Raw genomic sequence first — 25972 nt, forward strand, 5'->3', positions numbered from 1 at the left:
TGTTAATCGGTATAGTCTTTAACCTAGAGTATACGTTTGCCTGATAGGTCTGCGCAAGGACAAGCATTTCTATTTTCCTATGCATAATCCTTTTATAAGAGTGAACACTGATAATGTTGTTGCTTGATCAATATAGCTTTGGGAAAGGTTGGGAGCTTTATGGAACATGAGAACAAGAAGGAACAGGGAACAGTCATGGGCAACGGTTCTGAGCCTACGCCCAATCATTCAATGGGGGATTGGGGCGGATCCGATGGATTCAGCATGTGGAATTCCACGGAAGAACCTGCAGCAGAGGGCCTGAGTAAGGATTGGGAAGGCAGTCAAGAAACCCATGAGATGTTTAACAACAGCTATGATTGATTGACGACCCTGGAAGCTCATCTTGTGATTGAAAAAAAAACAGCCAGTCTCCATTATTGTGGAGACTGGCTGTTTGACGTTCCGCTTTATACGCCGAATTTGCTCTTGCAAATTACTAGGATCTGTCCCGTTCCTGTTGACAATATGAACGAATTCTTTATAATAAGAATATAATTCACACTAAGTTAATCGGAATTCTAATAAATTAAAATAATGATTAAATATAGGAGGTTACGGCAATGGAACGGAATATTGTTATCCGGCATAACGGCGAAGAATTGACAGCGAGCATCCATTATCCGAGTAAAGAGAAGGGAACTTCCACACGTTGCAAGGACAGATTGCCATTAGCTGTAATCTGCCATGGATTTGTGGGTAACCGGATTGGAGTCGATCGGATCTTTGTCAAAGCAGCGCGTGAGCTGGCGCAAGACGGGTATATGGTCATTCGATTTGATTATGCGGGCTGCGGAGAGAGCAGCGGTAATTACGGCGGGGAGGATATGGAGTCGATGATTGCTCAGACTAGAGCGGTGCTCGATTACGGAATTAGCTCTGCCGATGTGGATCCACAGCGTGTGACGCTTATTGGCCACAGTTTGGGTGGGGCGGTTGCGCTTCTGACAAGTATTCGTGATCGCCGTGTGAAGAATCTCGTGCTGTGGGCCTCCGTAGGTTACCCCTTCAATGATATTGTGAAGATTGTAGGGCGGGAGGCGTATGATCGATCGGTGAAGAATGGATCAGCGGATTACGTGGGCTACTCATTCACACCGGTATATTTTAATTCTTTGGCGGCCTTCCAGCCTTTCCAAGAGGCTAGTAAATTCAGCGGTGATGTGCTCGTCATTCATGGTACGTCTGACGATGTCATCCCCGTGGATTATGCATTCCTTTATCAGAAATTATTCTGGACGCGTCCAGAGGGACGATGCGATAAAGAGATCATTTTTCAAGGTGATCATACCTTTTCGTCTGGTCCGGCACAGCAGCAACTGCTTAAGCGGACAAGAGAGTGGATGAACGAGCAGGAGCATGTGCAGACAGAATGGCAAAATTGGATGATATAGGTGATGGACTTTACTCGCAATAACTTGAAATTAGCGGTAAAATAAAGATGCACACCATATACTGGGTTATGGAGGTTGGCATCCTATGAAATTACCGTCATTTTTTATCGCGCACGGTTCTCCGCTCCTCGCACTGGAGGATAACGAGTATACCCGTTTTCTGGAGCGGCTTGGTCAAGAACTAGAAGCACCACGGGGTATAGTAGTATTCTCAGCGCACTGGGATAGCCCAGAACAGCTACTCACCATGGATGAGAAGCACGAGACTCAACATGACTTCTACGGATTCCCTGAAGAAATGTATACGCTGACCTATCCAGCCCCAGGTGATCCTGCTCTAACCAAGCGGATTTCCGAGCTCTTTAAGGGTAACAATCTTTCACATCAGCCCGTTCAGGGGCGAGGACTCGATCACGGAGTCTGGGTAATACTGAAAAAAATGTTTCCGAAAGCCGATATTCCGGTAGTCGCTTTATCCGTCGATTCACTGCGTTCTCCCAAGGAACAGTACAATATCGGCCGGATGTTAGCTCCTCTGCGTGATGAAGGCATACTGCTGATAGGAAGCGGTGGACTTGTTCACAATTTGCGGATGCTTAATGAAAGTGATCAGCCTGAAGAGTGGGCACTTGAATTTGATGCGTGGATTGCCAAGGGATTAGAATCTTGGGATTTACCTTCACTGTTTGCTTATGAGAAAAAAGCTCCGCATGTTCGAGATGCGGTCCCATCTTACGGTAGAGAGCATTTCGCACCTCTCTTTTATGCGATGGGAACAGCGGACGGTAGCAGGAAGGCAGAGCGTATATTTCAAGCGTATCAATATGGGACATTAAGCCTCAATTGCTGGAAGCTAGACTAAATGGATAAGATACACGCAGGGTGCAGCCGGAGATCGGCTGTGCCCTTTTTTAATGCAAGCGGATCAAGACAAATGGGACGGGCTGTGATTAAATGGAAGAAACCAATTAAGATACATAAAACGTTTTAGGAGGAACTACAAGCTTATGAAAGTAAATTGCTCTTCTTCCCGTCTGTTATCTGCCATTGTACTGAGTACCCTATTGCTCTCCGCTTGCGGAACAGAGAGTGCAAATAATGTAATTACCCCGACTCAGCAGCCTACCTCTGATCCCGCTCCTATTGAAACGATTCAACCATCGGCAACTCCAGATCCATCTGCTGAACTGATTTCCGGTTTAACAGGTCTTCCGGTTTCTGAAGACAGTCTCCCACGTCCCTTGGCTGTTATGATTAATAATGCTCCAGCTGCCCGGCCACAGTCGGGGGTGAGTGAAGCGGATATTTTATATGAGGTCCTTGCTGAAGGTGGCATTACGCGGCTGATTGGTATTTTTCAAAGTCATACTGGAGTGGTCAAAATCGGACCGATCCGCAGTATTCGCCCTTATCTGCTAGATATAGGTGAGAGCTACGGTGGTGTGACCGTGCATGCCGGGGGGAGCCCCGCGGCGTATGCCATTTTGCAAAAAGAGAAAAAAGCAGACATGGACGAGATTGGTCGTGCCGGAGCCTATTTCTGGCGGGACAAAGCACGTAAAGCCCCTCATAATCTCTACAGCAATGCAGCGAAGCTGCGGGAAGGTGCCGAGAAGCTGGGTTATGAGAAAAGTGTGAAGGTGCCAGGGTATCTTTTTAACAATCCAGACTACATACCGCCAGGCGGAGAACAGGCCGCTGAGTTTAGTGTAAACTTCTTACTTAAAAGCTATAAAATTGACTATAAATACGATACTCAGCTCCAGACCTATCAGCGTTACGTGAATGGCAAACCGCATATGGATCTGAACAACAATAAGCCGGTAGAAGCTGCAAATGTGCTGGTGATGGGATCCGATCATAAGGTACTTGATGATGTTGGGAGACTTCAGGTGGACGTGGAGCTTGGCGGAGAAGCACTGCTTTTTCAGCGGGGACAGGTCACGAAGGGCAGATGGTCGCGTGAGCTAGGTGATGTGATCCGGTTTGTGAAGGATGGTAAAGAAGAGCTGATGTATCCAGGAATCACCCATATTTTGGTCGTCCCTAATGCACCTTCATTTAGCAGTCATGTGGTATACGGCGGGGTAGATAGTGCAACCTAAGAAAGCCGGAATATCCAGTGATATACAGATTTGTGTTCGGAATTATGGGTAAGTGTTAATAGAGTGTAAAAAAGTTCATTTCTATAGCTTCTATACCTTCTACGGATATGTTAAGATAACAAGGGTTGTCATTCATTTTCATGCTTTTTACATATGGGTGACTCTGTACTCACGGTAATATTATGTAAAGGGGTTTAAAACAATGAAGTTGAGAAAAAAGGACATATTCTTTGAGACGCTGGAAAATATGGCGGATACCATTGTCCAAGCTGCAGATTATTTTGCTCAGAATATCACTGATCTCCAGAATAATGTCGATAGTTTCGCTGCAGAGATGAAGAAGTACGAATCCCAATGTGATACTTACACGCACACCGTAATTAAGGAATTGAACAAGACGTTCATTACGCCACTTGAGCGTGACGACATTATGGACTTGATTACAAGCATGGATGATGTCATTGATGGCTTGGAGGCATCTGCCTCACGTTTCTATATGTACAACCTTCTTGACCCGGATGAATACATTGTACAATTCGCCGAAATCCTTCGTCAGTGTGCTTATGAAATCCAAAAAGCGGTTCATTTGCTCTCACAGAAGAAGCTGCTTGCCATTCGTGAATATACGATCCGTCTGAATGACCTTGAGAATCAAGGGGACGAAGTCCTTCGTATTTGTACCAAAGCTCTATTTGAAACCGTTAAGGACCCGATTGAGCTGATTAAGCGCAAGGAATTATATGAGCGACTCGAGACCACTACAGATAAATGTGAAGATGTAGCCAACATGTTGGAATCGATCATCATGCGCAACTCATAAGGGGCACTAGAATATGGAAACATCGATATGGATTCTTGGAATTGTTATATTTCTCGCGCTTGCGTTTGACTTTATTAATGGATTCCATGATACAGCCAACGCAATTGCTACCTCTGTCTCTACACGTGCTTTAAAACCGCGAACTGCTATTATTATGGCGGCAGTGATGAATTTTGTCGGAGCTTTGATGTTTACAGGTGTAGCCAAGAAAATTGGCGGAAGCATCACAGACCCCACGTTACTGGAAAATGGTCTGGATATCATCATAGCCACGCTGATTGCTGCGATTATTTGGAATTTGATTACCTGGTGGCTCGGAATTCCGTCCTCTTCCTCTCATGCACTGATCGGCGCGTTGGCTGGTGCTGTATATGTGGGTGCAGGATCGTCGCATATTAACTGGGGCGGGTTTGTGGAAATTGTCGAGGGCTTGATCTTCTCGCCAATTATTGCATTTGTTATCGGTTATATCATTATGACTGTCCTGAAATGGATTTTTGCAAAGCGTAGTCCACATACGGTCAACAAGGGCTTCCGCTCCATGCAGGTTTTGACGGCGGCATTACAGTCGTTTACTCATGGTACGAATGATGCGCAGAAGGCGATGGGGATCATTACCTTTGCCCTAGTTACATCAGGACGCCAAGAGTCTATGGATGTAATCCCTCTATGGGTTAAGATTGCTGCGGCTACGGCTATGGCACTCGGTACCTCCATTGGTGGCTGGAAGATTATCAAGACCATGGGTACGAAGATTTTCAAAATCGAGCCGATCAACGGCTTCGCGGCTGATATTTCCGCGGCTTCCGTTATTTTCTCAGCAACACTGCTGCATTTGCCAGTCAGCTCGACACATGCGATCACTTCCGCGATCTTGGGTGTTGGCTCCGCCAAACGGTTCTCTGCCGTGAAATGGGGAGTGGCTGGACGTATTGTAGTCACTTGGTTTATTACGATTCCAATCAGTGCGGTATTAGCTGGTCTGATTTTCAAAATCATTTTTTAAATCCCTTTAATAAAAAGATGTCAGTTAGCCTTTGGCTGCGGACATCTTTTTTTGTTGTATGGGTGAGGGAAGTTCGACCACGCATGATTCGATCCTCCCCCAGTGGGGGGGACTGATGGGGGGATGGATGAAAGAATGGCTGGACAGACTGACACAGACACAGACAGAGACAGAGACAGAGACAGAGACAGAGACAGACAGAGACAGACGGACAGAGACAGACAGACTCTCTTGCTCCAGCGCTCGGCTCTTCCTCAACGGGGAAAGAACGGTATAAATCCCGCAGAAATGCTGGGAATGGGCGTCTGGAGTGGAAAGAACGGTATAAATCCCGCAGAAATGGCGGAATTGGGCGTCTGAGGAGGAAATAGCGGTAGAAATCCCGTAGAATTAGCTGAATTATGCGGAAGAAGCAGTAAGAGGGGCATGAATGCTTGGGAATTCCTGAAATAGCGTCGAATGAGTAGAAAGCAGGGCATAAATGCCTCGGAATTAGCGAAATAGCGTCGAATGAGTAGAAAGCAGGGCATAAATGCCTCGGAATTCGTGAAATAGCGTCGAATGAGTAGAAAGTAGGGCATAAATGCCTCAGAATTCGTGAAATAGCGTCGAATGAGTAGAAAGCAGGGCATAAATGCCTCGGAATTCGTAAAATAGCGTCGAATGAGTAGAAAGCAGGGCATAAATGCTTCGGAATTCGTGAATTAGCGTCGAATGAGTAGAAAGCAGGGCATAAATGCCTCGGAATTCGTGAAATAGTGTCAATTGAGTAGAAAGCAGGGCATAAATGCTTTGGATTAGCAGAGTCTAGCTTATACAGATGAGAGTGTTTAAATAAAGATAGGGTAAGGTGTATTTGAGCGGATGTCTGACGTAGCTTTTTGTGCATCTGTCGAATTTAAGCGGCGGGTTAGAATTTAAACTAACTAATCATTAAACAATCACTCGATACGATTTGATTAAGTTCGGTGACAACCCAACCCTATTTTCTTTATCCATCCTTTCCTCACCATCTGAGAAGCATCGTTATATACACTATGAGCCGACTGATCAAAGGCGAGAAGAAGAAGATGAACGACACTTACTAATAAGTGATTAGATCTTTTACCTATAAACCATAAATAGGATCAAAGTGGAAACTGAGATACAAAAATAAGTGTGCGCGAGGCCATAATCAGATATCCGACAAAGTTAAGCCGGTGTAGTTAAGCCCGAATAATTAGTGTTAAACCTCAGTACTCCTTACACCAAACGTTTCGTCAAATGGCGGTAACTCACGATAGCTTAGCTATTGTTGCGATTATGGCACTGGCATTGGTAGCTGGTAGAGGAGAGAAATGAGATCGCAGGAACAATTGGGAGGGTATTAGAAAAAAATGAACCTAGGAACAAAAGGAAGGAATGGGACACTAAAGAGTAATGGGACACTAAAGAGTAATGGAACCTCAGAGCTACGATTCTCCGGCTGAGATTTTTTTTGTTATTTTTGGAAGACTCCTCTTCTTGCGGTACAATAGATGCGTGGAAGAAGATGAAGCGGAGGAACATTTATGATACGTACACTTGCGGTGACGCATACTGGTGAGGTGCTGACAGACATACCTTTGCAGGATATCCGGCGGGAGGATTATGCATGGATATGGGCAGACTTTGCTACACCTACGGCAGAGGAGACGCTGCTGTTGGATCACTACTTTCATTTCCACCCTTTGGCGATTGAGGACTGTATGCATGTACTACAGCGGCCGAAGCTGGATCATTATGAGGAAGTACAGTTTTTTGTGCTGCATGCGCTGAATGAAGAGACGCTGGATGCTGAAGAGATAGACCTTTTTTTGAGCGCAAATTACCTCGTATCCTATCATCATCAGGAAAAAACAGAGATGAATGAAGCTTGGGAGCAGGTGAAGCGTGAAATACATAGTCGTAAAGGCTGGTCAGGTGGTCCGATGGCGGCTGCATATACAGTAATGGACAAGCTGGTAGATAAGTATTTTCCGTGCCTATACAGTTTAGAAGACGAGCTTGCGGATCTGGAGAGCAATGGCAGCAGTGAGTCGGTGGAGGATTTGATGAGCCAAGTGTTTGGTTTGCGCGGAAGGCTGCTCAAGATGCGGCGGACGATTGTGCCGATGCGCGATTTGATGTACCGGATTTTGAATTCGCAGCATGTCCAGAGCAACGGCGAGGAACGGATTTATTTTGGCGATATCTATGACCATTTATTAAAACTGTCCGATATGATTGAGGCGGATCGAGAAATGACTGCGGACCTACGTGATAGCTACATATCTCTTAACTCCAACCGGATGAATTCGATCATGAAAACACTAACAGTAATCACTACCGTATTCATGCCGCTGACGCTGATTGCCGGAATTTATGGGATGAATTTCGTGGTGATGCCTGAACTCGAATGGAAGTATGGATATTTTGGCGTTCTGCTATTTATGCTGGTGGTGGGTGTTAGTATGTTCAGATGGTTCCGGCGTAGTGGATGGTTTAAGTGAAAAATAAAACGTCACCGCTATTTGCGGCGACGTTTTCCGGTAGAGGGAGTAGAGCGCCGGCGTGTGGTTGTAGTAGATTTGCGGCGGGTCGAGGTGGAACGTCTTTTTTTGCGTCGGTTAGGGCTGTACAGCGCTGCATCCTCTTCGGCAGCTAGTGCACCTGAGGAGCCTTTGTTTTTGCCGAAGTTACCCATAAAAAGCTTAACCATCGGAGCCATCTGCTGGAAGCCGGACATCACCTTCTGCACCTTACCCATGGAGTTTACGATCCCGTCAATACCGCCCATTCGGTCGATGATACCTTTGATTTGCTCCATATTCCCACCGATTCCGCCACCGCCGCCTAAACCGCCCAAGCCGCTAAGCAATCCGGCAAGCCCGCCGCTTGCCTTAGTCGTAGCTTCAGCAGCAGGAAGCGCTAGCGCAGTTTCGGTGGCTGCTTCTGCTCCTAAAGCGGGAAGGATTCCGCTCTCTCCTGGGGGGGATGAAGGCGCATATGGACTGAGCCCGGGGTAAGCAGATGCATTATAAGTATCGGTCAATGAACGCTGGTTTCGGCGGGAATGATTATAGTAATGATCAGGCATAATATCACATTCCTTTGTTAGTGGTCTGCTATACTGTATGTCATGGGCGAACATACGGTATAGACGAATGCCCGGGTTACCCGTGATAGGAGCGGAAAAGGGCGAATGCCTATAATCGTCCTTAAGAAGTGAAAAAAGCGTGTACAAGCTTGATTTTCGGCGCTTATGTAGTACTATAGTGTAGGTGCTATTTCTTATGCAGGAAGAAACAAACGCGGTTGGGTACATATTGAGTGTGCGCCATGGGTGGACGTTTGTCCATCGATTTCACTCTTTACAGCGTGAAATCGTTAATGCTTGAAAAATGCGCTCCAGTGCAATATAGTAAAGGCAGGATAGTCGCATGAGGTTTATGTTTCCGGAGCTAGTTTTGTACGGAGCTTAATTAGAGAAACTAATGCTGATAGAACTTTTAGGGGATGAAAAGCTGATGCAACTTAAGAAGTTGAATGATAAAAGTATCGACCAATTATTTGAAGCTATTTTAACGTTAAAAAATATGGAAGAATGTTATGTGTTCTTTGATGATCTGTGCACTGTGAACGAGATTCAATCGTTGTCGCAGCGACTGGAAGTAGCGCGTATGCTTGGCAAAGGCTCCACCTACAACCAGATCGAAGCAGAGACGGGTGCAAGCACAGCTACGATTTCCCGTGTAAAACGTTGCCTGAACTACGGTAATGACGGTTATAAATTAACGCTGGAACGTTTGGGACGTTAATTTATGGTACCGGGCGTACTTATTATCAGTCACGGCTCTCGCGACGAGGCTTGGGTATCGATTGTAGAGGAAGCCGTAAGCGGATTGTCGCTAGGTGAAAAGATTCCTGTTGTGGTCTCTTTTTTAGAGCTGGTAGAGGGCCGTCTGATTCAAGATGGAATAAATGAGCTGGAACACGCAGGGGTCACAGATATTATTGTGATCCCATTGTTCGTTTCCTCAGGAAGTACACATGTCGATGAGATAGAATATGCACTAGGCGCCAAACCTGAGCCTGAACGTGAGACGGATTTAGCGCTGTTCTCAGTGAAGGCTAAAGTTCACTATGGTTATCCTATCGACGATGATCCGGACATCGCTGTAATGATTTGGGACAAGCTACGTGAGCTGTCTACGGAACCGAAGCGAGAGACGATTTTGCTTGTGGGGCATGGCAGTGTATATGATGGTTTCCGGCAGCGCTGGGAGCAGGGCATATCTTCGCTGGCGGGACGTGTCCGTGAGGTGAGTGGCGTAGCGGCGGCCGACTATGCTCTGCTGAGTCCGGATAGTGTAAGAAGCAAGGTAGAGTATTGGCAGGAGCAGGGTCACGAGGTACTGGTGGCGCCGCTTTTTTTGAGTGAAGGCTATTTTACTAAGCATGTGGTTCCGAACAGACTAAAAGGGTTAACCTATAAGTATTCTGGTCAAACACTTCTGCCGCACCCCCTTCTTCCGCATTGGATGGAGAGACAGGTAGAGACACTCCTCGAACAGATTCGAATGAAACGATAAAGCACCTACCCCTGAGCACATTTAATCATAAAAAAGGGCCCAGATCCGTGGATAATACGGGATTTGCTGCATATACATATAAATATATTTTTTTGTTAAATAAAGTGTCATGAATTGCTGTATAATGGAATATTTGCATGAAAGGGCCTTTAACATTGATTGTAGTGGTCCGAATTAGGTATAATCAATTAGGTTATTCTATTATAAAAACAGGTGGCGTTCCGGTAATGAAAACTGCGAGATTGATTTATAATCCCACTTCTGGACGGGAAGAAATGAAGAAGCGGCTCGCCGATATTTTGGACCGGCTGGATATTGGTGGCATTGAAGCCACCTGCCATGCAACAACCGGAGAAGGCGATGCTATGATAGCTGCTGCAGATGCAGTAGAACGCGGTTATGACTTGATCATAGCAGCCGGTGGCGACGGCACTTTAAATGAAGTTATTAATGGTATGGCGGAGAAGCCTAATCTTCCCCCGCTCGGCGTCTTGCCGCTTGGTACTACTAATGATTTCGCACGTGCAATGGGGATCCCGAAGAACTGGGAAGATTCCTGTGATCTGATCATTCGCCAAGAGACACGTCCGATTGATATCGGCAAGGCAAATGACCGTTATTTTATTAATATAGCAGGCGGCGGTAGTCTAACCGAACTGACATATGAAGTTCCTAGTAAGCTGAAGACCATGATAGGGCAGCTTGCGTACTATCTAAAAGGTATTGAAAAAATGGTCAGCCTGTCACCTCAGGAATTAATCATTCGTGCCAATGGCCAAGAAGTTATTCATGATGAGTTCATGCTGTTCCTGATTGCAAACACGAATTCTGTTGGCGGCTTTGAAAAGCTCGCTCCCGGCGCTCGTATCGATGACGGTCTGTTAGATGTTATAGCGGTTAAAAAATGCAATCTGGCAGAGTTTGTCCGTTTGGTCAGATTGGCTCTTCGCGGTGAGCATTTGAATGATAAGAAGGTTGTTTATTTCCGCACGGATGCGATGGATGTAATCTCACCAGGGCATGTCCAATTGAACTTGGACGGTGAACTGGGTGGAGAGCTGCCAGGACGATTCCGGATTTTGCCGCAGCATTTGCGGATTTTTGCTGAGAATAACTGAGATTGATTGAAAGTAAGAGTGTGGGATTATACAGCGATGATCTTTGATCGAAGAGACTGTAAGATTTACAGTGATGGAAATGATTGAAGACATTTAATTGGGTTTATACAGCGATGATAATGAAAGAAGTGAACTATAAATAATGAGTAAACACCGCAGTGGACGCAGCACCAGCCGCCCAGTCGGCAAGGCGCCTGTCGCCGAACTGCCTGTGAATAAAAATGATGAGGTTATGCTCGATATTATCGGCATGACCCATGAAGGTGAAGGGGTAGGCCGCGTTGAAGGCTTTACCCTTTTTGTGCAGGGAGCTCTTCCCGGAGAGAAGGTCCGGGCAAAGGTGCTCAAGACTAAGAAGCAGTATGGCTACGCCAAGCTGCTGAATTTAGTAGAGGCGAGCAGCGCCCGCATTGCGGCGCCTTGCGAGATCTATGATAAGTGTGGCGGCTGCCAGCTGCAGCATATGGACTACACCGCGCAGCTGGCGTGGAAACGGCAGCTGGTGGTGGACAACCTGGAGCGGATTGGGAAGCTCCGGGTGAGTGGTGGTGGCGGAGACAGCGGAAAGAGCAAAGCGAATGAAGCTGTTGAGAGTCAGATGGACCGTGCTAACGATGGTGACATCGCGGATGGCGCTGGAGTGGCTAAGACAGAGGGCATTCTCGTCCGCCCTACACTGGGCATGGACGAGCCTTGGCGTTATCGCAACAAGGCTCAGGTGCCGATCGGCGTAACAGAAGGCGGCCTTGTGGGCGGCTTTTACGCGCGGGGAAGCCACCGGATCATCGATATGGAAACATGCTTAATTCAGCATGAAGATAACGATGACGTTGTGCGCAAGGTGAAAGGCATCGGCAGAGAACTCGGCATCTCTGCTTATAATGAAGAAACCAGCCGCGGCCTGCTGCGCCATGTCGTCGTGAAAAAAGCCTTCCGCACCGGTGAAATGATGCTCGTCCTCGTAACCAACGGCCGCGACATCCCGCACCTGGACGCCTGGCTCGGGAGCATCCGCGAACAGCTGCCAGATGTAGTCAGCATCTGCCAGAACGTCAACACTCAGCGCACGAATGTCATCTTCGGGGATGAAACCCGTGTCCTGTGGGGCAGAGACGTCATCTATGACTACATCGGCGATGTACAGTTCGCAATCTCAGCGCGTTCGTTCTATCAAGTGAACCCGGCACAGACTGAGGTGCTGTACGGAAAAACCGTAGAATACGCCGGACTGACTGGCAATGAAACGGTTATCGATGCCTATTGCGGCATCGGTACGATCTCTCTCTTTTTGGCGCAGCATGCGGCTAAGGTATACGGTGTGGAGATTGTACCGGAAGCTATTGAGGATGCCCGGGCGAATGCGAAGTTGAATGAGATGAAGAATGTAGTGTTCGAGGTTGGAGCCTCTGAAGATGTCATTCCGAATTGGAAAGAGCAGGGGATTACGGCAGATGTTATCGTGGTCGATCCTCCCCGTAAGGGTTGCGATCCGCGACTTTTGGAGACGATTCTTGCGATGAAGCCGGAGCGTGTGGTGTATGTGTCGTGTAATCCATCCACATTGGCAAGGGACTTGCGGGTGCTCGAAGATGGCGGGTACAGAACAGTGGAGGTAACTCCGGTGGATATGTTCCCGCATACGGTGCATGTGGAGTGTTGTTCACTACTCGTGAGGAACGATTAATAATAAGATGTATCGGTGTTCAGACCCTTCCTACCGTTGGAAGGGTTTTCCTTTTATATATGGAATATTAATCCCTATGGGCAAAGCTATTTGAACGGAGTGGGAATAATGGGACAAAGAGCGAATTTAATTATTGTTAGGAATAAATCTTACGAGTTGTATTACAGTCATTGGTGTGCGAACACTCTGCCAAAAGATTTATTTTGGGGAGAACAGTATGCCATTAAATTTATCGAGATGCAGACAAAGGTTGATGAATCAGGATGGTTAGATGATGTTTGGGCAGAAGGTGGGGCTATTCTTGATTTAGATAAAAAGAAATTAATTATTTATGGTGGTGAGGATATACTGTACGACATCCCACTAAGGAATCTCTATTTAAAACTTATGAGGAATACTTGGTATGAATGGGAAATCCAATGGGCTTATGAAGGCATAATAGATTTAGCAACATATGTTGGTTACCCTAAGGAAAAAGTATTAACAAGTTCTGAAGATGATATAAATGATTTAAGTCTAGCGCCTCCTGAAGAGAAGAATTGGGTTAATACGGTGGCAAGTGTAAAGTTCTCTCAAAACGAATTACTTCTGTTTCCGTTATGTGGGGGAATAGACGTTTATTTATCATATGGACCTGATTTGATTAACAAAATAGATAAATCCTATGGTCATAAAAGTATTTCCTTAGATGAATGGTCTAAGGATTTCCCTGTGGGGGGCTTCCATATAGATATTATGTCGAAAAGATTAGAGTTTTGGCATGCTAATGATATTCCAAACATATCTCAAGAACTTCAATCAAAATGGTCTGATTGGGAAGTTATCGAAAATTATAGCAATTACGAAACACAATATAAAAGTACTAATGGACTGCTAAAGTTCCAAGATATCAGTCAACCTCAATTATTGGAGGAATTAAAAATTTTACTGTTGAAGGAATCATCGAATCCGTTAGATGCGTTAGAGTACTTTGTAAAAAAAGAAGCAGATGCAGGAAGAAAGGTAGAAATAAGTCCTCACGCTTTGAGATATGATAGATATGAATTGCCCAAGAATGTTAGAGAAGAGATACTAGACTATGCCATAAATAATTTATAGTTAGCCCCCTCGTCAGCCCAAATATTAGTGATGTCTGAAAAGGAAAGGTAAGTGTCAAATGAATCGGCATAATTGTCCCTGTTGTGGTTATCCCACACTAGAAGAAAGACGGGGTTGGGAAATTTGTTGTTTATGTAATTGGGAGGATGATGGACAAGATGACCCCCACGCAGACAAAGTTTGGGGTGGTCCGAATCAAGACTATTCACTTACAGAGGCTCGGGAGAACTTCAAAAAATACTACATCATGTATAGAGATAGACGAAGAATCCTAAAACAAACGGATAAAGAAATTCAAACAAAGAAAAGTTTAATTAATGCTTTTGAAAAACTTAGAACCTTAAATAATGAATCTGTTCAACAAATATGGCAGGAAATCAATTCCTTCGAAAAGGTACTAGATGATATTGTTCACGAAAGTACAGAACGTTACAGCAATAACATAGAGAAAAATCAAGAAATCGTAAACCTAATTAATTCCGATAACCATGACACAATATTAAGAGGCTTGCTCTCCCTAGCATTAAATGCGGATGATGGGGAGTTTGTACAAGACCTGATGGTCCGATATAGTCAGCACAAAAACGAAAATATAAGAGGAATAGCAATTCTTTGTTTTGGTCATATTGCTAGAATACACAGAGCGCTTAACAAGGAACTGATTATTCCACTTATTAATGATGCATTGAATGATGAGAGTAAATTTGTTAGAGGACATGCTCATTCAGCTTTAGATGACATAAAAATGTTTTGTAAGTAATCACGCTTCAGGGAGTATCTCTGAGGCGTTTTTTTATTGAGGGGGGTGGATGACGATTTCAATTTCGCATCTTCAGTCAGTATAACCATTATCGACCCTGTATTAGTTTTCTGTTAAAGTCTTGTGCGTACAATAATGCTTTAAAATTATAACCTGTTTCTGTTAAGAGACAGTCTAGGGAGAACTGTGAAATGGCTAGTTACCATCATTAAACGGTGTAATAAGCCTACTTTCGCTTTCTCACGTTTTTGTGAAATAAAAATAAAAAATGCACTAAACGCAACACAATGCATAGTCGCCACGATAGATACGGTGAGAAGGTTATGAAGTGTATCGCAACTAAGCGTTAGGATACCCCGACCATTCTTAGTGTAAGGACTAATTGGCTGTGCACACCAATTCGAGTTCCTGTAACACCTTAAATTACTAACAAAATTTTGATTTTACAGGGAGAGATTTGTTGTGTTTGATACAGTTCGATTGAAAGCTGAGAACATCGTGGTAGAGTTTATTGTTCTTGAAACACTAGATGCAAAGGTAACAACATACCTTGATAAAAATACTGGATTGATTACAGATGTCTATACATTCGCATGTAATCAGATTCCATTTGTAAAATATAACTCGACTACCTTTGTACTAGAAGTGGAATTATCTATTCCCAAATTCATTTTCAGTGAAAATATATTCCTTCTAACAACAAAGGATATCGAAGTTTTCTACACATTACTTTCTCATCAATTACGCAATGTATTAAAAGTTGATATTGACCGTAGCGAATGGAAAGTGAAGAGGATTGATGTCTGTTGGAACTTTAATGTTGGAAATAAGGTTACAGACTATCTTTTTCAACTATCCCTGATGAAATATCCGAGAAAAGATACTGTAACTTACAACCAAACAGAAACGGTAATTTGGCAGAACAACAGCAGTAGAATCATGTTTTACGACAAGGAGAAAGAGCGGCGAAGAAAAGACGCTCCATCGAGTGTAATTGAGCAGGCTAAAGGTGTCTTGAGAATGGAGGTTTCCCCCTCCGAACATGAAATGAGAGAGTACTCGATGGACAAGCGAGCAAAAGATTTGCTCACTAAGGAGTTCTTTGTCTATATAACTCGAAAAATCAGTCCGCACCTTGTATTTAGTGGAACTCAAGAATTAACAATTGAATGGCTTGAATCATTGAAGTCTGTACAAGTAGCGGAAACGATAATTGGTTTTACTTCACTGGGTAAAGCATTTGGATATGCTACCATGAAACAACTATACAATCAGGGAACATTCAGTAATCGTATGAAATTACTTGAAAAGAGCCCTCGGGTTACTATGACAGTAATTAGAATCTTTGCAGAAGAAGGTAAGTCCTTCTTAGATTTGTTTCTGCCGTTGATTGATTCTGAAATTGAAAGGGTATTAGAAGAACTCAACGAGAACGAGTATAATGAAGATGCTGACTTCGATGCATCTTGTGATAAAGGAGAGATTTTATCATGAGATGTGCAGTATATATTCGTGTTTCTACAGATAGAGAGGAACAAAAGAAAAGCCTTGATAATCAAACAATCCCTCTTCTTTAATTTTATTGAGGAAAAAGGGTGGGAGTTACACGGAATCTATCAAGATGTTGAAAGTGGGACTACTGACAAACGTCTGAATTTGTAAAGACTCATAGAGGACGCAAAACAGCGGAAGTTTGATTTGATTTTAGCTAAGGAATTATCTCGTTTGGCTCGTAATGGTAAGCTATCTTACGAGATAAAAGATATGTCTGAAAGAAGCGGTACTCACATAATAACCCTTGATAATGCCGTTAACACAATCGAAGGCAATCGTAGTATGTTCGGACTTTACGCATGGATGTACGAACAAGAGTCTCAGAGAACCAGTGAACGGATTAAAGCAGTGCTACGCACTCAGGCTCAAAAAGGTAAGTTTAAGGGTTCTATTCCTCCTTACGGTTACACTGTGGGGGAAGGGAAACTATACATCAGAAATGATGGAACGCCTGAGGTCGTAAGACGGGTGTATCGGCTTTATTTGGAGGGGAAAGGCTTTGATTCAATCGCAAGAACCTTAACCAAAGAAGGCTTTCCTACACCTGCTCAAGTCGCTGAAAAAGTAAATGCAGGGCTTTACTGGCAGGGCACAACTATCAAGAAAATCCTGACTAATCCTCATTATACTGGTGACCTCGTTCTTTGCAGGGAAACAACGCTTAGTGTAACGAACAAGGTGCGTACTGAGGTTGCTAAAGATGCTCAAGTAATTATTCCAAATGCTCACGCTCCTATTGTCTCCCCTGAAGACTTTGAAGCTGTACAGAGGCACATGGAAAGTCGTAAGAAGAAACGACCTAAATGCAAAAAGCATCTGTTTACTAATGTTGCTTACTGCGCTGATTGCGGTCAAAGCCTTTGGTATCTGAACAACCGCAAAGGATATGTGTGTGGTACTCATCAGAAACATAGAAAACATGCGTTTAGTCAGCACACAATCAAGGAAGATGCTCTGAAGTCTATCATCCTTGAAGATATCCGTACATGGACAGAAGCCTTAAATCAGAAGGACGTGTTGGGGCGAGTTGAAGCAATAGCGTCTACTGCAAGGAATCAGCTAGCCAAGCAATTGGAAGTGGTAGAGAAACAACTTCAGAAGTTAAACGATGAACGAAAGGGTTTAATCAGACTCTTAGCATCTGATAAGATTACTGAGGCTGAATACAAAGATGTTACAGCAGAGATTAACGGTAGTATCGAACAACTTCAAATGAAGAAATGTACTCTATCTACCGTGGCACAAACCAAAGAACTGGACGTTATGATTACTCGGATGAAGGAAGAACTACAAAGGTTCATGAAACTAAAAGACCTTACTTCCGATATGCTTCATAGATTGGTAGAAAGAATTGAAGTTACAGCAGATGGGATACCGCAAATCAGTTACAGATTTGCTCCTCCCACTGCTTTTCTTTAAACCAAAAGTTTAGTGACCGACACTCAAGTATGTGGAGTCGGTAGCTTTGTTGGTAAGGGATGTAACAGTGATTCAGCCCCCTTTACTTACTTGAGTTTTCCAGTGTGGAATTGATGTGGAAATCTACGGATTTGAACCTGATGAAAAGAAGAAACTAGGAAATTTGAAGGAACCCTTGTCAAGTAGACACTAAATAATTGGGCAATTTTAATTCCACTAGCGGAGAACGATAAAAGAGCAGCGAGTTAGACGAGCGTAGCCCCTAGGCTCCACCATAAATAAACCGCCCTGTTCGCAATGTTGCGGACAGGGCGGTTTATTATGTCATAGAGGGCAGCTTGAAAGTTAGCAGTCAACCTGCACTCTACAAACTATCTTGCACGTTTTTAAGGCTAACTTATTAATAGAGCAGTTACACAAAAATAAGATTACTCTGCTACAACTTGTTTGCCTGCAATCCGGCCGAAGGTGAAGATATCAGCGATGGCATTACCGCCGAGACGGTTTGCACCATGAATGACCCCTGTTACTTCACCTGCAGCGAACAGCCCAGGGATGACTTCGCCTTTTTCATTCAATACGCGAGTCTTCTCGTCGATCACCAATCCGCCCATTGTATGGTGAACGGATGGTACAGCTTTTTCGATGTAGTAAGGGCCTTTTTCAAGAGATTTCAATCCACCGCGATGTTTGAAATCAAGGTCTTTACCTGTTTTCGCAAAATCATTTACTTTATTAATTGTTTCTTTCAAAGTGTTCACGTCAATTTTGAAGAAATCAGCCGCCTCTTCAATCGTATCGGCTTTAAAGAGCAAGCCTTGTTTAACGAGTTGATCGTATTCGTCTTGATGAACTTCGATCGTTTTACCGATATCCTCAATGCCTTGATTCCATAATTGATACGTATATCCGCCCGTTTGGGCAAGAATTGCTTTAGAAATAACGTCACGACGTTCTAATTCCTCAACGAAGCGCTTGCCTTCTTGGTTAATCAGGATCGCACCATCGAAGCGGGAGTCTGCAACCAGGGAAATAACACCTGTCTCAGGATTACAGATTGGATACGTTTGAATATTCTCCATGTTTGTCAGTTTGGCGCCAATCGTTTCTGCCATAACGATACCGTCACCTGTAGATCCTGGTGTATCGGTAGACATATATTTTTCATCCATTTTAGGGTTATACTTTTTACGCATCTCTACATTGGATCCAAAACCACCGGTAGCGATGATGACGCCTTTGTTCGCATGGAAGGTGATCTTGTCGCCAGTACCCGAAGTCGCAGTTACACCGGTTACTTTGCCGCTTTCGTCCTTCAGCAAGGTTTCGGCTTTCATATTCGTTTTGATCGTGATTTGGTCAGCGTCTGTTTTGGCTTTTAACTTGGTAATCAATTCAGAACCTGTATGACCTACAGGAATCAACGCACGTTTTCTGGAATGGCCTCCAAATTGGAACAGATGATCAGGTAAGAACTCTACCTTGATATCATCGCGCAGCCATTCGGCAGATGCTAGTGCATTGTCGGCAAGAATACGAACCATCTTAGGATCCCCGAGGTTGTCTCCGCCTTTCATCGTATCATCATAGAACAAGTCAGCCGTGTCATCAGTGATGCCAAGAGCACGTTCAACCCAGTTGTCCGGCGCATTCATCTCACCACCGGAGATCAATGTGTTGCCGCCAACAGCTGGCATTTTCTCGAGCAGAACTACATTAGCTCCAGCGCTGTTCGCTTCGATAGCCGCACTAAAGCCAGCACCTCCGGCACCGATGACGACAACATCATAGGTTTGGTCTACTTCTTCTTTGTCTTTGCTTTTACTGACTGCAGCGCCAGCGACAAGAGTAAGTCCAGACTTCGTAATTGCATCTTGAATGGCTTCGAGATATCCTTTGCTTGTAGCCGTAGATCCGCTAATGGCATCAACTTTTGCGCTGTTAGTTGTCATGACATCTTGCTTGAGCTGCGTATAAACAGGCTCTGCAAGTACTTCATTTTCCTTATGCTCTGTTACTTTAATGTCAGTGATCTTGTTATCTAATAAGGAAACTTGTACTTTAATATCGCCATGTTTACCTTGCCCAACTCCTTCAAAGACTTGAACTCCGTTTGCATCTGCAGCGGGTGCTGCCTCTTTACCGCCGCAGGCAGCAAGCATGAACATAAGACTGAGGACTAGTAGAATAGATAACAGCTTTTTCGTGTGAGTTCGCATAATATCTCCTTCATTCTGTTGTGAATTGGTTACATACACTAGGGAGAGGAAGATTTGCTAGGCAAATCCTTTATCTCTAGCCTAGACATGAATGTTATTTCATGTGAAAATATGCACAAGACCTATTATAGATTTAGTACAGCATTATGTATTTGCACAGATTAGCGTTTTTTTGTCTTTTTCGGGCATGTAAGAAACGGATATTGTGAAGGGCTATGATTACAATGAAAACAATTCACTTAAAAATTACGTTAATCGCAGGAGGCTGCTTCTTGCTGCTGTTCGTTGCACTGCTTGTAACAATATATTTTGAGATGAACCATACGGTTGTCCCTTTGAATAAGAACTTAACGCAGCAAGTGGTTACTGCACGCAGTGACCAGATCGATTATTGGTTTAATCAGCGCATCGGTGAGATAGACATGCTTGCTTCTCTAGCTTCGGACCATCATTGGACACGGGATGAATTGCTGCAAGAGATCAATAAGTTCGAGGCGAAAAAGCAAGTAGAGTACGAATCCATACGCGTGGTGGATATTCACGGAAATTCCTGGTCAGCAAGGGACAAGCCTTTTTCGATACTAAACCGACCCTACTATCGAAAACTACTGCTAAATTCAGATTCCAATTATGTGGTGAGCAATCCGATCGTATCCAAAGCGAATGCAGCTGAAATCGTCGTCATTCTCTATCGTGTGAATCCATCGGTGAATGATGAGGTAGCTTATATTGCCGCAGCCGTCTCCGTCAAGAAGATGAAGGAGATTGCTCAAGATGTAATGCTATATGACCAGTCAGGCCAGCTTATCATCGATTGCAGAGAGCTGGGTGAAGGAGATGGAGCGGAGGATGCAGCAGATAAGAAGAACATGAGTGTATTTGAGGCTCCAATTCAAAATGTGGAAGGCTGGAAGCTCGTACTCGAAGTGCCGAATTCAAGTCTATCGCTAGCGGTGATCAAAACCCAGCGGACTGCATTGCTGGTAGGCGTTCTTATCGGTAGTGCGTTTATCGTCTTTCTGATGCTGCTTGCTTCATCCATTATTCGTCCCATTCAGTCGCTTCGCCAGGTAATGGAAAATGTGCAGAACGGGAACCAAACCATACGGGCAGATGTTACGCGCTCGGATGAGATCGGCGATCTTGGGCGAAGCTTCAATGACATGCTTGTTCAATTATACGCTGTGGAGCAGGACCGAAAGGAGATGGAACTCAGACTGATTCATGAGCAGATCAAGCCTCACTTTTTATACAACACAGTGGATACGATCCAGTGGATGGCAACGGAACATGGAGCAGACAATGTGGTGGAGATGGTGGAAGCGCTTAGCGCATATTTCCGATTAGGGCTTGGCACAGGCAGTCCCTACATTCTGCTTGATCAGGAGTTGTACCATGTCGAGAGTTATCTTCATATTCAAGGCGTGCGATATGAGGAGATTCTGGACTACGAGCTTCGATATGATGAAAAGCTTGCTCAGTGCCAAGTCGTTCGCTTCATGCTGCAGCCGTTGGTGGAAAATGCGATTTATCACGGGATTAAGCCACTTGGGGATCAAAAGTGCAAAATTTCGATTTCAGCATATAAACAGGTCGATTATTTGGTCATTAAGGTTAAAAATAATGGGGTTATGATTCCTGAAGAGAGGCTTGATCAGATGAATCAAGCCCTTCTTGATGATAAATATGATCGTTCTGCCATAGGCTTTGGACTATACAGTGTAAACCATCGCATTCGACTAGCTTACGGGGTGCCATATGGTCTTGCAGTAAAGAGCGAAGATGGCATTACCGTTATGGTCATTCGAATACCTTTGGAAGGGGAGGGGAATGAAGATGTGGAAGATTGTCATCGTCGATGATGAAACGATCATTCGCAAAGGCTTGCGACAATACATTGAGGAGAGTTCGTATCTTTTTGAAGTTGCAGGAGAAGCGAAAAGTGCAAACGAAGCATTGAAAATGGTGGAGGAAGCCCCACCACATGTATGTCTTGTGGACATCAACATGCCGAATATGAATGGACTCGATCTGATAAATATATTGCGCGAACGCTGCCCGTCGGTTCTAATTGTCATCATCAGCGGCTACGATAACTTTGAATATGCGCGTCAAGCCGTGCAACTGCAAGCATTCGATTATGTGTTGAAACCTGTGCCGAAGAGTGATCTGAACAAGCTGCTTCATCGGATGGATGAGCATCTTCAGGCAAAATATCCTTTACATTCACATGAAAGCAGGGTGGATAAGGAGCGTGAGCTTCCCGGGTATACAGGGGATGGAACAGTGCTTATCCAAAAAGTGACCGAGTATATTGACAGTCATTATCAGGATCCGGAGCTGTCTATTACTCGAGTAGCAGCGCTATTTCATATCAACCAAACCTATCTTAGCAAGCGTATGAAGCAAGAAATCGGTGCTTCATTCCTTGACTATGTCACCGAGCTTCGGATATCGAAGGCGAAGGAGATTCTGGATGACGTAATGCCGAATATCAAAATCGGGGATCTGGCCGTGAAGGTAGGGTATAAGAGCCAGTACTATTTTAGTCGTGTGTTCAAAAATAGAGTCGGCTCAAGCCCCTTAGAGTACAAGAAGCATCCGTTCGGTTATGGATAGGGCATCAATTTAGTAGGACGCCGCAGCAATTAGGCACCACCATATATAAACACGACGCAACCTCGAGGGGTTGCGTTTTTTATTTGCGGATTGCTTAGAGGACATTGATAGAAAATAGGTAGGACCTAAGGAGGTGAGCGCTATCTTTATACCTATAAAAACGCGACGTGAAGGCCTTCATGTCAACAAGTGTATACCCAATGTCATTAATTATCTATTTGAAAGAAAGGCCACTTTTCATAATGTTACTTTAAGGACATTGACATATGTTATAAGCTTCTATGACGTGTCGGAATCTCGGAAGGGAGGAAGGAGCATCGAGGTAAGTTGAAATGGAAGCATACCATTTAGGAGATTGATGTTTCTTGACTCAAGAATCAGAAGGGAGTTCGTACGATATGAAGAGGAGTAGAAAATGGGTAGCTCTCGTCATGGTCGCGATCATGATCGTAACGGTGATGCCGATTGCGCAAGCAGAAGAGGCGCTGCCGCCTACACAGACAGAGGAACAGACACCAGCGAACCCGCCGGGCGAGGTGACGAATCCATCAGACCTGCCGGGAGCGGGTACGGAGGGTGTTATTGCGTCAGTGTATGGGGCGGTTTATCACAATCTTGCAGCGGGCTTATCTTATGAGTGGTCGCAAGAGCCGGAAGCTTCTTATCCGGATGAAGGCAACACACTTACGGATGGTATATATGGGGCAAGCGATAGATCCGACGCAGCATGGGTTGGACATCATTTGAGTAAGACACGCGAAGTTGTGTTTGATTTGGGGGCGAAGAAATCCATCGCGGGTATTAAAGCCAATTTCCTCGAAGATTGGCCAACGAACAATGTACTCGTGCCACTCACGGTATCGATGTACGTCTCCGATGACAAGGTGAACTGGGGACTGCTCAAAGACAATGCCACGCAGAAGCTGTGGAATGACGGCAAATACACGGAGACCTATGTGTGGGATGGCAGCAAGGACGGCATTAAAGCGATCGGCCCAGATGCGAAGATCGCGTATGCTCGCTATGTGAAAGTGACATTCACCATGCATACGCGTGCAATGACCTTCGTGGATGAGATTGAAATCCTCGGTGAAGACGGCAAAGTTGCCGGAGCCGTAGCTGTTCCAACGCAAACGCCGAAATTCTTGGCGGCAGGCGAAGCGACAGCGGGTATCGAGCATCTTGGACTTTTGTATAACGGGCAATATGCGAATGACCTAGGCATCTGGACGAAAGAACGGATCATTCCGAACATTAGTTATGTCGATAAGGACGGCAAAATTAAGGATCGACTCTTCGACGGCGTCCTGTATCTTGGCATTAACTCTCCAAATCCAGGTCGTGATTTCGGCGGGCGGGCTTATCTGGAAGATTGGAAATGGTATCTGGATAAAACCTTTGCGGCAGGCGGCGATATGGATGCGTTAAACGAAGCGGCTAAGGAAGTATCCGATGCGTTGAACGAGTCTGGCGTGAAGGAAAAGGTTGTCCTCATGATTCCGGATCCAGGTGAATCGATCACTAATTTCGGAGCTGTTGAACAAGGTGGAGAATCGCTGAGCTTCAATGATTCCGTTGGCAAAGAGAAAGCCCTTGCGAACCGTGAAAAAGCAGTTCAATGGTGGCTGCAGCAAGTCAAATCGAGATGGGAAGCAAGAGGTTACGCTAACCTCGAGCTTGTAGGTATGTACTGGTTCGAAGAGCAAATCAGCACAAGCCAATCCGGACCGGATCTGATCCGTTCGGTGAGCAGCACCCTGCATGACATGCAAATTAGCGGCAAGGACCTGAAGTTCTTCTGGATTCCGCATTTCTTCGCTTATAAAGCGTTCATGTGGAAGGATGTCGGCTTCGATGCGGTAACGATCCAACCGAACTACTTCTTCGAGCCGACGGATATCGAGCGCTTGGAGGATTCTGCGAATCTGGCGAAGCAGTATGGCATGTCCAATGAACTCGAGTTCGATGATCGGATGCTGACGGACGGCGTGTTCCGCGAGCGGTATATCGATTACTTGAACAGCGGTGCGAAGACAGGGCTCATGAAAGATGGCTTCAAATCGTATTACCAAGGCAACAATGCAGTCTATAACACCGCGGTAAGTAAAGATCCAGCGACACGCGTTCTTTACGACTGGCTGTATCAATTTGTTAAAGGAACGTATCAGGTCAATGAGGCTCCGCCTTCCGAGGTAGACGTGCAGATGAACGGCAAGCCGTTCCAGAGCGGAATGAAACTGTCCAATTCAGAGTCCGTATCTTTTACATGGAAGCTTAGAACGGATGATGGTCTGACGAAAGTGACGGCGACGTATGACGGCAAGCCTTATACAGCGGGTACCGTTATTCCGCTTGCAGGCAAGCTTGGCAAACATGAGCTTAACATTACCGTTACCGCGGGGCGTATGGTGACAAAGTCATATGTTATCGAAGCAATGACGAATGCATCTGGCATGAAAGCGCTAGTCGACCGCTTCGAAACAGCGAAGCAATTTACGAATTCTGCAACGGTGCGTTCTTTGAACAACTATTTGGAAATGATGAAGCGCTATGAAGAGAAAGATGCAGCGCAAGTCACCAAGTATCTCCAAGGCTTTAATGCAAAGCTGGATGAATTCAAGAAGGCGGGTACGATAAAAGATGAGGCGTACAATACGCTGAAGGAAAGCGTCTATTACCTAATAGGCAATTTGGCGCAGAATAAAACGGTAGAAGCTTCGTCGATCGAAGGCAATAATTCGAATTATGCACCGGCTAAAGCCGTCGATGGATTCCCTGCTTCAAGATGGGCGAGCGAATACGTGGACAATACTTGGTTCCTGGTCGATCTCGATGAAGTGAAGGAAATGGATACGGTTCGAATCGATTGGGAATATGCTCGTGCCGATAAATACAAGCTTCTTGTGTCGAACGATAAGCAGAACTGGATCAATGTCATGCCAAATGACGGAATGATTACCGCGCATGAAGGCAAAGAAACGATTCAGTTCAACCCGGTCAAGGCAAGATACATGAAGTTACAAGGCATAAAAAGAGCAACCGATTACGGATATTCCATCTACGAGTTTGGTGTCTATAACCTCTCGGGCGCTGTAGACGTGAAGGGCATTGAGGGCATACAAGTAAAGGTTGACGAGGAAACGAAAAAAGTAACGATTGATGGATTGCTGATGAATGGCGTCCTTACAAATGTGAAGTTGAAGGTGTTTGATTCGAAAGGCAAGGTTCATCTCGAAGATGAGACGAAGAGTACAGTCGCGGGAAGCTTCCAATTCACATTCAAACTTACGGGTAATTTAAAGGGAACCCATGAGGCGTATCTATCGACTGGCTATATGAGCGAGCCTGTAAAAGTGACCTTTGAATACTCCAAAGAAAACCCGGGTAAAGGTCACGATAAGTAATGGATAAATAATTCATCCAAGCAGCAATACGACCCGCGCTGAAACTTTCTGTACCGGTTATCGAATGATCTGTCCGAGTAAGACTAATAACCGAAGTAAACACGTTTGAGGCGTAACATAACAAGCCGATTAGGTGCCAGA

Annotated in this window: 21 protein-coding genes; 19 read left to right on the plus strand and 2 right to left on the minus strand. The window is 44.8% G+C overall.

What is annotated here, in order from left to right; genetic code table 11:
* The first annotated feature begins 159 nt into the window (after positions 1-159).
* The 8 genes from MHB64_RS03365 to corA all read left to right on the plus strand — a co-directional run bounded on the left by MHB64_RS03365 (position 160) and on the right by corA (position 7874).
* Positions 160-363: a hypothetical protein gene (locus MHB64_RS03365; RefSeq protein ID WP_094874365.1), complete on the plus strand. Its 204-nt coding sequence runs from the start codon at positions 160-162 to the stop codon at positions 361-363.
* A gap of 239 nt (positions 364-602) precedes the next feature.
* Complete coding sequence (locus tag MHB64_RS03370; protein ID WP_042124053.1) at positions 603-1433, plus strand: alpha/beta hydrolase family protein; 831 nt, start codon at positions 603-605, stop codon at positions 1431-1433.
* 85 nt (positions 1434-1518) lie between these two features.
* Entirely contained in the window at positions 1519-2295 is a 777-nt protein-coding gene (locus tag MHB64_RS03375; protein ID WP_094874366.1) for a DODA-type extradiol aromatic ring-opening family dioxygenase, read from the plus strand.
* A 145-nt stretch (positions 2296-2440) separates the two neighbouring features.
* Entirely contained in the window at positions 2441-3538 is a 1098-nt protein-coding gene (locus tag MHB64_RS03380) for a DUF3048 domain-containing protein (protein ID WP_341133707.1), read from the plus strand.
* A gap of 202 nt (positions 3539-3740) precedes the next feature.
* Positions 3741-4358: a DUF47 domain-containing protein gene (locus MHB64_RS03385; protein ID WP_042184774.1), complete on the plus strand. Its 618-nt coding sequence runs from the start codon at positions 3741-3743 to the stop codon at positions 4356-4358.
* 13 nt (positions 4359-4371) lie between these two features.
* Positions 4372-5364: an inorganic phosphate transporter gene (locus MHB64_RS03390; protein WP_341133708.1), complete on the plus strand. Its 993-nt coding sequence runs from the start codon at positions 4372-4374 to the stop codon at positions 5362-5364.
* A gap of 135 nt (positions 5365-5499) precedes the next feature.
* Positions 5500-5724 carry a hypothetical protein gene (locus MHB64_RS03395; protein WP_341133709.1) on the plus strand — a complete coding sequence of 75 codons (225 nt, stop codon included), beginning with the start codon at positions 5500-5502 and terminating at the stop codon, positions 5722-5724.
* Between the two features lie 1190 nt (positions 5725-6914).
* Entirely contained in the window at positions 6915-7874 is a 960-nt protein-coding gene (gene corA, locus MHB64_RS03400; RefSeq protein WP_094876653.1) for a magnesium/cobalt transporter CorA, read from the plus strand.
* Between the two features lie 17 nt (positions 7875-7891).
* On the opposite strand, the gene MHB64_RS03405 is transcribed toward corA, so the two are convergent.
* A complete protein-coding gene (locus tag MHB64_RS03405; RefSeq protein WP_094876652.1) occupies positions 7892-8461 on the minus strand; it encodes a hypothetical protein in 570 nt (189 codons plus the stop codon).
* Positions 8462-8891: 430 nt separating this feature from the next.
* Between MHB64_RS03405 and MHB64_RS03410 the strand changes: the two genes are divergently transcribed.
* The 8 genes from MHB64_RS03410 to MHB64_RS03445 all read left to right on the plus strand — a co-directional run bounded on the left by MHB64_RS03410 (position 8892) and on the right by MHB64_RS03445 (position 17589).
* Positions 8892-9182, plus strand: coding sequence for a YerC/YecD family TrpR-related protein (locus MHB64_RS03410; protein ID WP_019913624.1), 291 nt, complete (start codon positions 8892-8894; stop codon positions 9180-9182).
* Between the two features lie 3 nt (positions 9183-9185).
* Entirely contained in the window at positions 9186-9956 is a 771-nt protein-coding gene (locus MHB64_RS03415) for a sirohydrochlorin chelatase (protein WP_280789117.1), read from the plus strand.
* Between the two features lie 227 nt (positions 9957-10183).
* Positions 10184-11074, plus strand: coding sequence for a diacylglycerol kinase (locus tag MHB64_RS03420; protein WP_094874080.1), 891 nt, complete (start codon positions 10184-10186; stop codon positions 11072-11074).
* Between the two features lie 142 nt (positions 11075-11216).
* A complete protein-coding gene (gene rlmD, locus MHB64_RS03425; protein ID WP_341133710.1) occupies positions 11217-12758 on the plus strand; it encodes a 23S rRNA (uracil(1939)-C(5))-methyltransferase RlmD in 1542 nt (513 codons plus the stop codon).
* 108 nt (positions 12759-12866) lie between these two features.
* Positions 12867-13856, plus strand: a complete 990-nt coding sequence (locus MHB64_RS03430) for a hypothetical protein (protein WP_341133711.1) — start codon at positions 12867-12869, stop codon at positions 13854-13856.
* Positions 13857-13914: 58 nt separating this feature from the next.
* Entirely contained in the window at positions 13915-14616 is a 702-nt protein-coding gene (locus tag MHB64_RS03435; protein ID WP_341133712.1) for a CPCC family cysteine-rich protein, read from the plus strand.
* Positions 14617-15078: 462 nt separating this feature from the next.
* Positions 15079-16110 carry an ANTAR domain-containing protein gene (locus MHB64_RS03440; protein WP_341133713.1) on the plus strand — a complete coding sequence of 344 codons (1032 nt, stop codon included), beginning with the start codon at positions 15079-15081 and terminating at the stop codon, positions 16108-16110.
* A gap of 204 nt (positions 16111-16314) precedes the next feature.
* The gene (locus MHB64_RS03445; RefSeq protein WP_341133714.1) at positions 16315-17589 is read left to right on the plus strand and encodes a recombinase family protein; all 1275 of its coding nucleotides are present in this window, start codon (positions 16315-16317) and stop codon (positions 17587-17589) included.
* Between the two features lie 428 nt (positions 17590-18017).
* Here MHB64_RS03445 and MHB64_RS03450 read toward each other — a convergent pair whose 3' ends face one another.
* Complete coding sequence (locus MHB64_RS03450) at positions 18018-19808, minus strand: flavocytochrome c (RefSeq protein WP_341133715.1); 1791 nt, start codon at positions 19806-19808, stop codon at positions 18018-18020.
* Between the two features lie 215 nt (positions 19809-20023).
* Between MHB64_RS03450 and MHB64_RS03455 the strand changes: the two genes are divergently transcribed.
* The 3 genes from MHB64_RS03455 to MHB64_RS03465 all read left to right on the plus strand — a co-directional run bounded on the left by MHB64_RS03455 (position 20024) and on the right by MHB64_RS03465 (position 25831).
* On the plus strand, positions 20024-21670 hold the full coding sequence (locus MHB64_RS03455; RefSeq protein ID WP_341133716.1) for a sensor histidine kinase: 1647 nt from the start codon (positions 20024-20026) through the stop codon (positions 21668-21670).
* Positions 21645-22427, plus strand: coding sequence for a response regulator transcription factor (locus MHB64_RS03460; protein WP_341133717.1), 783 nt, complete (start codon positions 21645-21647; stop codon positions 22425-22427). The genes MHB64_RS03455 and MHB64_RS03460 overlap by 26 nt, the downstream gene beginning before the upstream one ends.
* Positions 22428-22825: 398 nt before the next feature.
* Entirely contained in the window at positions 22826-25831 is a 3006-nt protein-coding gene (locus MHB64_RS03465) for a DUF4855 domain-containing protein (protein WP_341133718.1), read from the plus strand.
* Positions 25832-25972: the final 141 nt, after the last annotated feature.

The sequence above is a fragment of the Paenibacillus sp. FSL K6-2859 genome (assembly GCF_038008265.1).
In the GTDB taxonomy this organism is placed as follows: Bacteria; Bacillota; Bacilli; order Paenibacillales; family Paenibacillaceae; genus Paenibacillus_AQ; species Paenibacillus_AQ nitricinens.

What these genes read in the sequence shown, in the direction of transcription:
- MHB64_RS03365 (WP_094874365.1), top strand. Translation starts at nt 160, where the DNA reads ATGGAACATGAGAACAAGAAGGAACAGGGAACAGTCATGGGCAACGGT.
- MHB64_RS03370 (WP_042124053.1), top strand. Translation starts at nt 603, where the DNA reads ATGGAACGGAATATTGTTATCCGGCATAACGGCGAAGAATTGACAGCG.
- MHB64_RS03375 (WP_094874366.1), top strand. Translation starts at nt 1,519, where the DNA reads ATGAAATTACCGTCATTTTTTATCGCGCACGGTTCTCCGCTCCTCGCA.
- MHB64_RS03380 (WP_341133707.1), top strand. Translation starts at nt 2,441, where the DNA reads ATGAAAGTAAATTGCTCTTCTTCCCGTCTGTTATCTGCCATTGTACTG.
- MHB64_RS03385 (WP_042184774.1), top strand. Translation starts at nt 3,741, where the DNA reads ATGAAGTTGAGAAAAAAGGACATATTCTTTGAGACGCTGGAAAATATG.
- MHB64_RS03390 (WP_341133708.1), top strand. Translation starts at nt 4,372, where the DNA reads ATGGAAACATCGATATGGATTCTTGGAATTGTTATATTTCTCGCGCTT.
- MHB64_RS03395 (WP_341133709.1), top strand. Translation starts at nt 5,500, where the DNA reads ATGGCTGGACAGACTGACACAGACACAGACAGAGACAGAGACAGAGAC.
- corA (WP_094876653.1), top strand. Translation starts at nt 6,915, where the DNA reads ATGATACGTACACTTGCGGTGACGCATACTGGTGAGGTGCTGACAGAC.
- MHB64_RS03405 (WP_094876652.1), bottom strand. Translation starts at nt 8,461, where the DNA reads ATGCCTGATCATTACTATAATCATTCCCGCCGAAACCAGCGTTCATTG.
- MHB64_RS03410 (WP_019913624.1), top strand. Translation starts at nt 8,892, where the DNA reads ATGCAACTTAAGAAGTTGAATGATAAAAGTATCGACCAATTATTTGAA.
- MHB64_RS03415 (WP_280789117.1), top strand. Translation starts at nt 9,186, where the DNA reads ATGGTACCGGGCGTACTTATTATCAGTCACGGCTCTCGCGACGAGGCT.
- MHB64_RS03420 (WP_094874080.1), top strand. Translation starts at nt 10,184, where the DNA reads ATGAAAACTGCGAGATTGATTTATAATCCCACTTCTGGACGGGAAGAA.
- rlmD (WP_341133710.1), top strand. Translation starts at nt 11,217, where the DNA reads ATGAGTAAACACCGCAGTGGACGCAGCACCAGCCGCCCAGTCGGCAAG.
- MHB64_RS03430 (WP_341133711.1), top strand. Translation starts at nt 12,867, where the DNA reads ATGGGACAAAGAGCGAATTTAATTATTGTTAGGAATAAATCTTACGAG.
- MHB64_RS03435 (WP_341133712.1), top strand. Translation starts at nt 13,915, where the DNA reads ATGAATCGGCATAATTGTCCCTGTTGTGGTTATCCCACACTAGAAGAA.
- MHB64_RS03450 (WP_341133715.1), bottom strand. Translation starts at nt 19,808, where the DNA reads ATGCGAACTCACACGAAAAAGCTGTTATCTATTCTACTAGTCCTCAGT.
- MHB64_RS03455 (WP_341133716.1), top strand. Translation starts at nt 20,024, where the DNA reads ATGATTACAATGAAAACAATTCACTTAAAAATTACGTTAATCGCAGGA.
- MHB64_RS03460 (WP_341133717.1), top strand. Translation starts at nt 21,645, where the DNA reads ATGTGGAAGATTGTCATCGTCGATGATGAAACGATCATTCGCAAAGGC.
- MHB64_RS03465 (WP_341133718.1), top strand. Translation starts at nt 22,826, where the DNA reads ATGAAGAGGAGTAGAAAATGGGTAGCTCTCGTCATGGTCGCGATCATG.